Genomic DNA, 12,422 nt, shown 5'->3' on the forward strand with positions numbered 1-12,422 from the left:
GGCCTAAAGGATTTTGGAGATATTGTGGCTTTACAACTAGTAGGAAAGCGAGCCCTGGTGACCGGGGCCGCTAGCGGCATCGGTGCCGCCATCGTGGAACGCTTCAGGGCTGAGGGCGCGTGGGTCGCGGGCCTGGACCTCAGTCCCGCGATGAGCTCGGACTGCGATCTGGTCGGCGACCTTCGCTCCGCTGCCTTTATCGACAGCGCCATGGCGGCACTGTCGCAAAGGCAAGCGATGCCAGACATCCTGGTGCATGCCGCTGCGATCTCAGCGCACGGAGGAGTGCTCGATATAGAACCCGAGCGCTATGCCGAAATCTACGCGGTCAATGTGCTTGCAGCGGTTCGCTTGATGCGGCATTGCGTGCCGGCAATGAAGGCACAAGGCGGCGGGGCAGTTTTGTTGATGTCCTCCATCAATGCCGATTTCGCCACGCCGACCCAGGCCGCCTATGCGGCCTCCAAGGCGGCGCTGAATAGCCTGACCAAAACCGCTGCGCTCGAATTTGCGCCAGCTGGTATTCGCGTGAATGCGATTGCGCCGGCGTCAATCGATACGCCATTGATGCGCGCGGGGCTCGAATCGCGTTCTGACGCAGAGCAGGCAATTGCCGCGAATATGCAGAGGCATCCGATTGCTCGCTTCGGCACGGCACAGGAAGTGGCGGACTTGTCGCTCTTCCTGGTGTCGGAGCGAGCAGCTTGGATAACCGGTGCTATTTACGCCCTTGACGGAGGTGCCAGTGTCACACGCCGCTGATCATTCGGCCAACGACATCGTTGGCATCAATTGGGGCAGTACCAATTTTCGCGCCTATCGCTTGGCCGAAGATGGTCGACTGGTCGATGAGTTCACCAAGGCGGCCGGGGTAGCGGGCCTGGGCAAGCCAGGCATGGCGGCTTTGATCGATGAGCTGATGGCGCGCTGGCCTGATGTCAGCGCAGTCTATGCATCGGGCATGGTCGGCTCTAATATTGGTTGGTGCGAAGTGCCCTATGTGGCGGCGCCGGCCGGCGTCGGCGATGTCGCAAAGGGGGCAACCCGGACATTCATGGGTGTGGTGAAGGTCAATATTGCGCCTGGCGTTTGCTGCAACCGAGAATTTGATGACGGCCCCGACATCCTTCGCGGTGAAGAGATCGAGCTATTCGGCTTCGCTTCTTCAAACCCTGCTTGGAGTGGACTGGCGGCCTTGCCCGGCACACATACTAAGTGGGTCAGATTTGACGGTGGGCGCATCACCGACTTCTTCACCAGCATGTCGGGCGAGATGTTCGACCGGCTGACCGCTGCGGGCCTACTGGCCTCCATCGTAGAAGGTGAGGCCCGTGATTGCGCGGCGTTTCACGACGGTGTTCGTGCCGGGCACGAGCGCCGATTGGGGCTGGGAACCTTGCTGTTTGGCGCACGCGCAAGGGTTATGCGCGGCCGGTTGTCGCGTGCTGATTCGGCGTCGTACTTACGCGGTCTACTGATCGGCTCAGAGATTGCCGACGCCTTGGCTATCCAGCCTGGCCTCGCGAAAGCCAGTGTTCCACTAATTGGGAATGGAACCGTATGTCGACTCTATGCCAGCGCCTTGAGTGCCTTGGGCGTTGAGAGCTGGGTCGTGGATTCGCGTGACGCCTGCATCCAAGGTTTCCTTGCCTTGCACAAGGCCATGACCTCCAGCAATGCTGACGTAAATTAGGCAGTTGAAAAATTGCGGCGCACCACGCTGCCTGCACCAAGCTTGCCGAATTGACTGAACTCAGAGAAGTGAAAGAACTAGATCCATGACTGCGTCTCAGAATTCGATAGTTCAAGTAGAAACGTTCTACCTTCGGGTGAGTAAACCGCAGCTGCCGCACATGGGCAGGCTGGTACCTATGAATGAGCAGGGGTATATCGTGGATCCGGACAACGGCACGATTTACCCCGGTGATGACCGCACGCTGCTGCTCAAAATTTCCTGTGCAGACGGGACGGTGGGCTGGGGTGAGACCTACGGTATCGTCGCCGCAGGCGTGGTTCGCGAGTTGGTGTCCGACGTGATTGGCCCGTTTCTTATTGGCAAGAGTCCGCTGGATGTGCAGGCGATCTGGCAGTCGCTCTACAACATGATGCGGGTGCGCGGCTACACCACGGGATTTTGGTTGGATGCCCTTGCTGCGGCAGACATTGCGTTGTGGGATCTGTGCGGAAAGCTCCTCAATCAGCCGGTTTACAAGCTGTTAGGGGGGCAGCGCAGAACGCGTGTTCCGGCCTACATCACGAGCATTCAAGGGGCAGACCTAGCTGAGCGGCTTGAACATGTCGCTCAGCTGCACGCAGAAGGATTCCGTGCGTTCAAGGTACATGCTGCCACGTCATTCGACGCGGTCGAGTTGATCCGACTCATGCGTGCTCGGTTCGCTGAGATCGAGATCATGCTGGATCTGCATTGGTGCTTTACAGCCGCAGAGGCCGTGTCGATTGCCAGGCAGATTGAACCTCATCGGGTGGCATTTCTCGAAGCGCCTTGTCATACCGAGGACATCGATGGTTTGGCGCGTGTTGCCGCTGCCACGTCGATTCCCGTCGCGGCCGGCGAGGAATGGCGGACGGTGTATGACGCGCATCTGCGTTTGAAGACGGGGGCTCTCGCCGTGGTTCAACCTGAGATGGGACGAACCGGCATCACACAGTTCATACGAATTTGCCAATTGGCCGAGCTGCACCACGCGCGGGTCGCCCCCCATGCAACGATCGGGTTCGGCATTTTTATGGCGGCGAGTCTGCATGCTTCCAGTGTCATCGAGAGCCTCAGTTTGCATGAGGTGCAGAACCATTTCGTGCACAAGTATCTGGGTCACTTCGACACGGCGATGCAATGCGAACAAGGCTTTTACCGATTGCCCGAAGGTCCGGGTTTAGGCATCGCGCCAAAGGACTCGTTGTGGCAGTACCTTGTCCCCTGACGAAGACGATATGACAACGCACCCAGGTACCGAGAAGCCTCTACCCATCTTCAATCAAGGCAGTGCTTCGTCCAGGATCAATGTGAACACAACTTCTCCCTCCGCTCGCCAAAACCTGGCTTGGCTGGTCGTCGCCATGCTGGCGATCTCCACGTTTCTGAACTACATCGATCGGCAGACGCTTTCGCTGCTGGCCCGGCCAATTCAGGAGGCCTTGTCGATGGATGACAAGGCCTATTCGATCGTTGTCACCAGTTTCATGGTGGCCTACACGCTGGGCAACTTGAGTTCGGGCCTCCTGATCGATCGCCTGGGGGCTGTGCGGGCATTGCCTTTCTTTGTCGCCGCCTGGTCCATTGCCGGTGCGCTCAGCGGAATGGTGCAGAGCAGTCCGGAGCTGGCTGTGAGCCGCTTCTTTCTGGGGCTGTTCGAGACAGGCAACTTCATTGCTGCGCCCATCATCGTTTCGATGTATTTGCCTACACATCAAAGAGCTTTTGGCGTCGGGCTTTACACAGCCGCTGCCATGCTTGGCGCAGCAGTTTCGCCGCCGTTATTAACTCATATCAACGAGGCGGTTGGTTGGCGCATGGCATTCGTGTTGATGGGCGGAGCAGGCCTGCTTTGGGTGTTGGTTTGGTGCCTGCTACCGCTCAAACGCAATGCGCGCCAAACTGACGTGGCTCGCGAAGCTGCTAGCCCTGCAGCGGGCGTGGTCGACGTTCAGACTTGGAGACAGGCTCTCGCCGAGCCTCGTGTCTGGGCCTATGGCTTGGGTGCCATGCTCACCTTTCCGGTCTGGTTCTTCTACCTGAATTGGTTTCCGAAGTACCTGACCGACGAACGAGGACTTAGCACCATGGAGATGGGCGCCAAGGCTTGGGTGGTCTATCTGTCCGCAGGCATAGGGTGCATGGTGGCGGGCGGCATTCTTGCCAAACTCATCCGTAGCGGGCTGCCACCGGTTCGCGCGCGCTTGTATGTGATGGCGTCCGTTTGCATCGCTGCGCCAGTGGGGGCCATCAACTTTTGGGAGCCCTCTATAGAGATCAGCCTGGCCTCGGCTGCCTGCGTTGCACTGATTCACATGATTTGGCAGACCACCATCACCACCCTGCCGCTGGAGCTCTTTACAGCAAAGAGTCTGGGCAAGGTTTTTGGTGTTGCCGGTGTCGCAAGCGGCTTGGGCGGCATCTTCAGCACATGGCTGATCGGGCAACTGGTTGGCGTGGTCAGCTACAAGCCCATGTTTCTTGTGATGTCCGTGGCTTACGTGCTGGCCATGGCTGTCATCATTTTGCTGCTCAAGCGGGGCAAGCCGCTGCCGCCCTAATCCAAGTGAAAAACTTCGACCATCTCGGCCCAATGCTCGCCCGGGCTTCGCGTTGCTAGGGGTTGCTGGCAGGGGCTGCAAATAGCCCACCAGCGCTGCGTCTCGGGATCCTCAGCCATTTTCGCCATGTCGGCAGCAAAGTCTTCGCCGTGATACTCGAAATGGCTGAACAGCAAATTCTCGGGCTCACGCAGATAGATGGTGTAGTTGCGGATGTTTGATTTGCGTATCTGCGCCAGCACAGCGGGCCAAACATGCAAATGGAGTTGCCGATATTCGGCAACTTTGTCTGCCCGGATGCCGATCATCATGCCGTAGCGTTTCATCGTAATGTCCGAGTTTGCTCAGCTGCAGCTGAAGTTAGCGATGCGCCGTGCGTGGATCTGCTCCCAATCCCAATCGATGCCCAGCCCCGGGTCTTGCGGTGGCAGCGCGTGACCTTTGGCAATCTGTAGGCGCGACTGCGCAATATCGTCCAGCTGGGGAATGTATTCAACCCATGGGGCGTTAGGCACGGCGCAGGCCAAGCTCACGTGCAGCTCCATCAAGAAATGAGGGGCCACGCTGATGTTGTGGCACTCGGCCAGATGTGCGACCTTGAGCCAGGGCGTGATGCCCCCAACACGGGCCACGTCGACTTGCACAATTTGGCAGGCGCGTGCTTCCAAATAGTCGGCGAATTGACCGCAGCTGTACATGGATTCGCCCACTGCAATCGGAATGGGTGAGTGCAAGCACAACTGCTGATGCGCTGCGATATTGTCTGCCGGCATCGGCTCCTCCAACCAAGCCAAATGCAGGCCATCCAGGGCGCGTGCACGCCGCACGGCCTCGCTCAGGGTGAAGGACTGATTGGCATCGACCATTAATTCGAAGCCCGCCCCGACAGCCGCTCTGACGGCGCTGAGTCGCTGAACGTCTTCGCTGAGGTGAGGTTTGCCGATTTTGACTTTAGATCCGGCGAAGCCTTGGGTGCGGGCGGCGAGCGCTTGTGCGACCAACTCGGCTTCGTCCAGTTGCAGCCAGCCACCTTCTGTCGTGTAGACCGGCACGCACGCCTTGGCTCCACCGGCAAGCTTCCAAAGTGGCTGACCCAGCACCTTGGAGCGGCGGTCCCAGAGCGCCGTGTCAATGGCGGCCATCGCAAGGCTGGTGATGGCGCCGACATGTGTCGCGTGGGTGTGGAAGATCAGGTCTCGCCAAATGGCTTCAATGCGGTCGGGGTCTTGGCCGATCAGGCGCGGGATCAGATGATCCTGCAACATCGCCATGATGGATGAACCGCCTGTGCCTATCGTGTAGCTGTAGCCCACACCCTCGGAGCCATCGCTGCAGCGCAGGCGCAATATCGGCGTCTCCTGACGCACAAAACTCTGAATGGCGTCACAGCGCTGGGTCTTGGGTTCCAGTGCAACCAGGTCGACCTGGACATGTTCGATGCGCGTAATTTTCATTCTCCAAAAGTTGACCGGCAGATGGGACTAGGCCTCAGCCACGGGAAGCGGGGTGCCTGGGAGCAGCAGCCCTTTCTCCAGCAGGCGCTCCCATAGAGAGGCCGGGACTGGTGTTTCGAGCCAAGCTGCAACTTGTTGCAGCTCTTGCACATTGCGCGCGCCTGGTACGCAGCTGACCACGGCAGGGTGGGCCAGTGGAAACTGCAGGGCCGCAGCGGCGAGTGGTACGTCAAACTCGTTACAAACCGTTTGAAGCTGCTCGGCGCGCATGACGATCTCAAGTGGTGCGGCGCCGTAGTCGAATTTGGCGTCTCGCGAAGGGCCGGTGGCAAGGATGCCTGAATTGAATGGGCCGCCAATCACGACGCCGACGCTGCGCTGCGCTGCGATGTCAAGGAATGGGTGGAGCGCACTTTGGTCCAGCAGCGTGTACCGACCGGCCAGCAAGGTGCAGTCCAAGTCAATGTGCTTCAACACATCGATGACGACTTGCCATTCGTTGACGCCCAGCCCCACCGAGCTGACAAGGCCCTCGTCGCGCAGGGATTCCAGTTCCCGCAGGCCACCGCCCTCTGTCAGCTGTTGCCAATAAAGGCCGTGCAACTCGCCGTGCGTAGCGCCGCCGATGTCATGCACCAGCGCCATATCGATGCTAGCCATGCCAAGGCGTTGCAGGCTGTCTTCAAGGGAACGCCGAATGCCGCCTGCGCTGTAGTCGAACTGCGGCTCGAAGGGTAGAGGCCCGACCCAACCATTTTGTTTTTCAGCCGGCTTGCCGGCCTTGGGTTTGAGCAATCGCCCTACCTTTGTGCTCAAGCAATACTGCGCTCGCGGGCGCTCGCGCAGCGCCTGGCCTAGGCGGTGCTCGGAGAGACCGTGACCATAAAACGGCGCCGTGTCAAAGTAGCGCAGGCCGGCCGCCCAAGCAGCGTCCACGGTCGCCAGTGCTTGGGCATCGCTGACGGCGCTGAACAGATTGCCCAACGGCGCACAACCCAGCCCGAGCAGACTGAGCGACAGTCCGGTGCGCGGCAGCTTGCGTCGATCGGATGCTCTCATTAAAAGGTGACCGAGAACAAGGCGCCGGAAGCCGGTGCAGCGGCCAACTCGCGCTCGCTGAGACGCATGCGTGAAGTTGTCACCCAAAGCCGGCCTGCGGCGCCGAAGCAAAGGCTGCTGACCTGGGGTGCCGGCAGCGCGATCGTCCGCAGCAAGGCGCCGCTGTCGGGTGCGATCTGCACGATGCAGCCGCCGCCCCACATGGCGACCCAAAGGCTGCCGTCCGGCGCCATCGCCATCCCGTCCGGCTTGCCGGCAATGCCCATGAAATCGGTCACGATGGTCGGTTCACCGACGCGGCCAGCCGCAATGTCGGCGGGAAATGCAAGCAGGTTGCGCGAGAGGGTGTCGATCACGTACAGGCGGTTGCCGGCTGAATTGAAAACCATGCCGTTGGGGACGCCGAGCCCGGTTGCGATGCGCGTGCACGTTGCATCGACCGAAGGGGCGTAGTAAAGCGAGCCGCGCGTCGCGAGCAGCCCTTTGTGCATGGCGCCGGCCCACAGGCCGCCGGCCAGATCGACTGCCATGTCATTGAAGCGGCAACCGGCGTCGATGGCGGCAAAGGTAATGATGGGGCCGCGTGCGGTTCGGCCTGTGAGTTCGTCGATGGTACAAAAGCCGTCCTCAAGCGCGCCTGCCAAACGCCCGTCGGGCAATTCAACGATCGAAGAGAGCGCGGCGTCCAGCGTCAACACGTCGCAGCGCTGACTGCCCAACTTGGCGCTGAATAGCTTGCTCTGCACCGGGTCCACCCACAGCACTGCTTGCGGGGCCTGTCGCCATAGAGGCGCCTCGCCGATCGAGGCGCGCGGGTTGCACACAATGCTGACGGTCGGCCCGCGATGGACCTCGCGGCAGGCAAGAACCCAGGCTTGTGCTCTTGCGCCGACCACGTCGGCACTATCGCCTTTTCGGTAGAGGTCGGATCCCACGCCGAAGGCGCCGGCCCCCGCCGCTCTGAATGCCTCGATGTTCTGAGGTGTCACGCCGCCCACTGCGACGACGCGAGCGTCTTGCGGCAGTACAGCCTTCAGCGCCTGCAGATCATTGGCGCGGCCCGTGGCGGGAAACAGTTTGATATGGCGTGCGCCTGCAGCAAGGGCGGCAAATGCCTCGCTCGGTGTCTGGAAGCCCGGGACTGGCGTCATGCCAAGTCGCAGCGCCTCGGTGATCACCTCGGGATTGGTGTTGGGTGACACACAAAGCAATGCGCCACACTCGGCCAATTGCCTCACCTCGGACAGTTGCGTGACAGTGCCGGCACCGATGACCATGTCGCGGCCGAAATGTTCGACCAGCAACCGGATCGTGTCGAATGGCGTCGGTGAATTCAGGGGCACCTCGGCAACGCGAATGCCGGCGTCGAAAAGCGCCTGCACGACGGCCACCGCGTCTGAACTTGGGAGGCCACGCAGAATGGCAATCAGCGGCGTGTCCGCGAGGGCGGCCTCAAGCCGCTGGTCTGAATGGCGCGGGGCGTGAGTCATGCGTGCGTTACTCCTAGGTGCTGTGTTGGGCTGACGTAAATGTATATCTATTAGCAACGTATATTTACTCAATAAAGCTAGTCACCCTTATTTTGTCTGAAAATGCAGATGATCCAGCCTCTACTGATTCATCATAAATTGCTTTAAAAGCAACATACGCAACATCTTTCGACCACTACTTCAATGCCTGATGCCGATAGCGGAGCAAAGACTCAGGCTTCATCGTGATGGAGAAGCCAGCTGCAGTCGGCGCGCGGTAGGCCGCACGCTCAATGACGCAAGGGTCGACAAAGTGCTCGTGCAGATGGTCAACGAACTCGATGACTCGCCCTTCCCGCGTCCCGGCGATGCAGAGGTAATCGATCATGGAGAGGTGTTGCACATACTCGCAGAGGCCCACGCCGCCTGCGTGTGGGCAAACTGGCAAGTTGTACTTTGCAGCCATCAGCAGCACCGCCAGCACCTCGTTCAGTCCGCCTAGCCGGCAGGCATCGATCTGCACCACATCAATGGCCTCGCGCATGATGAACTGCTTGAAGAGAATGCGGTTTTGGCACATCTCGCCGCTGGCGACCTGCATCGGCGCGATGGCTTGACGGATGGCACGATGGCCTTCCACATCGTCTGGGCTGGTGGGCTCTTCGATGAACCAAGGCTTGGCAAACTCCAGCTCTTTCAGCCAACTCTTCGCATCAGCGACTTCCCATACCTGGTTGGCGTCGATCATCAGCTGGCGGTGAGGCCCGAGCACCTCGCGCGCGATTCGCAGCCGGCGAATGTCATCCTCGCGGTCCCGGCCTACTTTGAGCTTGATGTGGTTGAAGCCCGCATCGACCGCCTCTTGGCAAAGGCGGCGCAGTTTGGCATCGTCATAGCCCAGCCAGCCTGCGGAGGTGGTGTAGCAGGGGTAGCCTTCGGCCAGCAGTTTGGTCTGCCGCGCGGCCTTGCCTTCGGCGCGCTCGGTCAGCAGGACAAGCGCTTCTTCAGGTGTGATGCAGTCGGTGATATAGCGGAAGTCGATGCAGCGCACCAGCTCAGCTGGACTCATGTCTGAGACCAACTGCCAGACGGGTTTGCCGACAGCCTTGGCCCAGAGATCCCAGGCCGCGTTGACCACCGCGCCAGTAGCTAAATGGATGGCACCCTTGTCCGGGCCAATCCAGCGTAGCTGGCTGTCCGAAGTTATGTGACGCCAAAAACGCCCCATGTCTGCGGTGATCCAGTCAAGGTCCAGGCCTTCAACCAACGGGCGCAGAGCCTCGATCGCGACGCAGCAGATCTCGTTGCCGCGGCCGATCGTGAAAGTCAAACCGTGGCCTTCGAGGCCAGGCTGATCGGTCTCCAACACGACATAGGCCGCTGAATAATCGGGGTCTGGATTCATGGCGTCTGAGCCGTCCAGGGACGCAGAGGTCGGGAAGCGTACGTCGCATACGCGCAGTGTCCGGATACGTGTCATCGAATTTCCTTGCTCGTCTTGGGTTTTTTGCAATTCAGGCCTGGACGGTGCGCTGCTGCTGTTCGCCAAGTCCTTCGATGCCAAGTCGCATCGTTTGCCCAGGGCGGAGATAGACGGGAGGTTTCTGGCCAAGGCCAACGCCAGGGGGGGTGCCGGTGGAGATAACGTCACCCGGCTGCAGGCTCATGAATCGGCTCAGGTAGCTGATCAGGTAGGCGACGCCGAAGACCATCGTGCGCGTGTTGCCCTGCTGGTAGCGCTGACCGTCAACCTCCAGCCAGAGGTTCAATGTTTGAGGGTCGGCAATTTCATCAGCGGTGACAAGCCACGGTCCAATAGGGCCGAACGTATCGCAGCCTTTACCTTTGCACCATTGGCCTTCACGCTCCAATTGGTACTCGCGCTCTGAGATGTCGTTCACGACGCAGTACCCGGCCACGTGGCCAAGTGCATCCGCTTCGGCAATATGACTGCCGCCGCGTCCAATCACCACACCGAGCTCAACCTCCCAGTCCGTCTTGATGGAAGCGCGCGGGATTTGCACGTCATCGTTCGGGCCGCAGATGGCACTGGTCCATTTACCGAAAATTACCGGCTCGGAAGGGAGCTGCATGCCCGACTCTGCGGCATGGTCTGCGTAATTCAGGCCTATGCAAATGAACTTGCCCACACCGCTGACGCAGGGGCCAAGCCTGAAGTCCTTGCCGGGTGTGCCCCTGACCAAAGGCAGCGCTTCGATATCAAGCAGCCGCAGCCGCTCTAGCCCGGTCGGCGTCAGTACTTCGCCGCCAATGCTTGGCACGTGGCTGGACAGATCGCGCACGCAGCCTTGGGCATCAAGGACGCCGGGCTTTTCTTGGCCCTTGGGGCCGAATTGCAGTAGTTTCATGGAGACCTCAAAGTTGTAGGTGAGGATTGCAGACCGTAAAAGCGCTGAGCATTGCCGGCCCAGATTAGGGTTTGCTCGTGGGGAGAAAGCTCACCGATCAGTGTTTCGCAGACCAATATCCAGCGGTCGAAATCGCTCGCCAGCAGCAGCACGGGCCAGTCGCTACCCCACATCAAACGCCGCGGTCCGAACCATTCAAGCAGTGCATCCCATACCGGGCGCACGGCCGCGATCGCAGCGGCTGGGCTGGTCGATGCGGTCTGACTCGCCTCGGTCAACAAGCCTGAAAATTTGCACATCGTCTGAGGCAAAGAGGCGAGTGAGCGCATGTCTCGGCGCCATGTGTCTGCCCATGCGGCATCCCAGCTGCATCCCAGTTGAGGCTTGCCGGCATGGTTGATGACGGCCTGCAACTGCGGGCAATATTGCAAACTTTGTGTGAGCGCATGGAGGTGATGCGGGCGCACGAGCGCATCCAGTCTCAAGTCCAAATCCTGCAGGTGCCGCAGCGCATTGAGTCGGGTAGGCTGAGCGATCCAATGTGGATCTGCTAAGTCCTGAAGCATGGGCCGGATGCCCTTGAACTTTGGCTGTGCGTTGCGTAGCGCCAATTGTTCCGCCACATCGGGTGCACTCAGGTCCACCCATCCGACCACGCCGCCGATGAAAGCATGCTTATCTGCAAGTTGGAGCAAGAAATCGGTTTCATCCGAAGTGGCAGCGGCTTGTACGAGGATGGTCTGTTCGATCCGATGGGCGTCCAGCAGCGGCGCCAGATCGCGCGGCACGAAGTTGCGCAGCAGCGGCTTCAGGACTTCACAGTCATCGCGAAGCCACAGATAGTCACCGCGCTCCCTGAGCCAGAAATGCTGATGGCTATCGATACGCAAGGTGGCGGCAGACATGGATGTCTGCCGCTCAGATCGTCACGCCGCCGTCCACCAGGACGGCTTGGCCGGTGACGAAGCGCGACTCGTCACTCAGCAAATAGATCACCATTGGCGTAATGTCATCAACTTCTGCCAGTCGCCCCATGGGCTGGCGAGCAATGAAGTCTTTCTCGGCTTGGCTGGGGTTGGGGGCAGCCGCTATACGCTCACGCAATGACGGCGTGTCGACCGTTCCGGGGCAGATCGCATTGCAGCGCAGGCCATGCTTGACGACATCGGCTGCGACCGCTTTGGTCAGGCCAATGACTGCGGCTTTGCTTGCGCCGTAGGCTGCCCGGTTCGGGAAGCCTTTGATCGACGAGGCCATCGACGCCATATTGAGAATGGCACCGCTTGCGCCGCACTGCGCCGCTCTGGCCAGCATGCCCGGAAGAAAGGCTTGAATTGTCCTCAGCATACTTTTTACGTTCAAGTCGAAGCTGAAGTCCCAACCAGCTTCGTCAACTTCGAGGATTGAGCCGCTATGCACATAGCCGGCGCAGTTGAAAAGCCCATCCAGGGTGGGCAGCGAGGCGGCGAGTAATTGAACGGCAGCCGTGTCACGCACATCCAGCCGGGCGATGCGAATAGACGGTTCCTCCTGCTGGAGGCGCTCGAGGGCTTCAAGTTGAAGGTCGGTCGCAATGACCTGGGCACCCTCGCGAGCGCAGGCGATTGCACTAGCTCGGCCAATGCCTTGAGCCGCAGCGGTAATCAACAAAGTCTTGCCTGTCAGTCGCATCGCATCCTCGATCGTCTCAGTCAAAAAAACACCAAATGTGTTTGCTGATAAATATTGTGTTCTCATATGAACATCAAGTCAACTAAAATGAACCTTAAAAAAAAATAGCGTGGAGAGCATCAGGT

At 59.8% G+C, this 12,422-nt stretch carries 12 protein-coding genes; 4 read left to right on the forward strand and 8 right to left on the reverse strand.

The window, feature by feature from the left end; all coding sequences use genetic code 11:
• The first annotated feature begins 57 nt into the window (after positions 1–57).
• The 4 genes from PRZ03_RS18170 (at position 58) to PRZ03_RS18185 (ending at position 4,275) form a co-directional block, all read left to right on the forward strand.
• Positions 58–762: an SDR family NAD(P)-dependent oxidoreductase gene (locus PRZ03_RS18170; protein ID WP_273601663.1), complete on the forward strand. Its 705-nt coding sequence runs from the start codon at positions 58–60 to the stop codon at positions 760–762.
• Positions 746–1,693 (forward strand): 2-dehydro-3-deoxygalactonokinase, encoded by a 948-nt coding sequence (locus PRZ03_RS18175; protein ID WP_273601664.1) that lies wholly within the window; start codon positions 746–748, stop codon positions 1,691–1,693. Before PRZ03_RS18170 ends, PRZ03_RS18175 begins: the two co-directional genes overlap by 17 nt.
• Before the next feature lie 85 nt (positions 1,694–1,778).
• Positions 1,779–2,942, forward strand: coding sequence for a mandelate racemase/muconate lactonizing enzyme family protein (locus PRZ03_RS18180; RefSeq protein WP_273601665.1), 1,164 nt, complete (start codon positions 1,779–1,781; stop codon positions 2,940–2,942).
• A 10-nt stretch (positions 2,943–2,952) separates the two neighbouring features.
• Positions 2,953–4,275, forward strand: a complete 1,323-nt coding sequence (locus PRZ03_RS18185) for an MFS transporter (protein WP_273601666.1) — start codon at positions 2,953–2,955, stop codon at positions 4,273–4,275.
• Here the strand turns inward: PRZ03_RS18185 and PRZ03_RS18190 are convergent.
• From PRZ03_RS18190 to PRZ03_RS18225, 8 genes are all read right to left on the reverse strand, one after another.
• Complete coding sequence (locus PRZ03_RS18190; protein WP_273601667.1) at positions 4,272–4,601, reverse strand: L-rhamnose mutarotase; 330 nt, start codon at positions 4,599–4,601, stop codon at positions 4,272–4,274. The genes PRZ03_RS18185 and PRZ03_RS18190 overlap by 4 nt on opposite strands.
• Positions 4,602–4,619: 18 nt before the next feature.
• Positions 4,620–5,729 carry a mandelate racemase/muconate lactonizing enzyme family protein gene (locus tag PRZ03_RS18195; protein ID WP_276595303.1) on the reverse strand — a complete coding sequence of 370 codons (1,110 nt, stop codon included), beginning with the start codon at positions 5,727–5,729 and terminating at the stop codon, positions 4,620–4,622.
• 27 nt (positions 5,730–5,756) lie between these two features.
• Complete coding sequence (locus tag PRZ03_RS18200) at positions 5,757–6,788, reverse strand: aldo/keto reductase (RefSeq protein ID WP_273601668.1); 1,032 nt, start codon at positions 6,786–6,788, stop codon at positions 5,757–5,759.
• Positions 6,788–8,278: a 2-dehydro-3-deoxy-6-phosphogalactonate aldolase gene (locus PRZ03_RS18205; protein WP_273601669.1), complete on the reverse strand. Its 1,491-nt coding sequence runs from the start codon at positions 8,276–8,278 to the stop codon at positions 6,788–6,790. Before PRZ03_RS18205 ends, PRZ03_RS18200 begins: the two co-directional genes overlap by 1 nt.
• A 175-nt stretch (positions 8,279–8,453) precedes the next feature.
• Complete coding sequence (locus PRZ03_RS18210; protein ID WP_273601670.1) at positions 8,454–9,737, reverse strand: L-fuconate dehydratase; 1,284 nt, start codon at positions 9,735–9,737, stop codon at positions 8,454–8,456.
• Between the two features lie 34 nt (positions 9,738–9,771).
• Positions 9,772–10,626 (reverse strand): fumarylacetoacetate hydrolase family protein, encoded by an 855-nt coding sequence (locus PRZ03_RS18215; protein WP_273601671.1) that lies wholly within the window; start codon positions 10,624–10,626, stop codon positions 9,772–9,774.
• A complete protein-coding gene (locus PRZ03_RS18220; protein WP_273601672.1) occupies positions 10,623–11,531 on the reverse strand; it encodes an amidohydrolase family protein in 909 nt (302 codons plus the stop codon). The genes PRZ03_RS18215 and PRZ03_RS18220 overlap by 4 nt, the downstream gene beginning before the upstream one ends.
• Positions 11,532–11,544: 13 nt before the next feature.
• The gene (locus PRZ03_RS18225; RefSeq protein ID WP_273601743.1) at positions 11,545–12,297 is read right to left on the reverse strand and encodes an SDR family oxidoreductase; all 753 of its coding nucleotides are present in this window, start codon (positions 12,295–12,297) and stop codon (positions 11,545–11,547) included.
• Positions 12,298–12,422: the final 125 nt, after the last annotated feature.

Origin of the sequence: Roseateles albus, assembly GCF_028595345.1 — a bacterium.
GTDB classification, from domain to species: domain Bacteria; phylum Pseudomonadota; class Gammaproteobacteria; order Burkholderiales; family Burkholderiaceae_C; genus Paucibacter_A; species Paucibacter_A albus.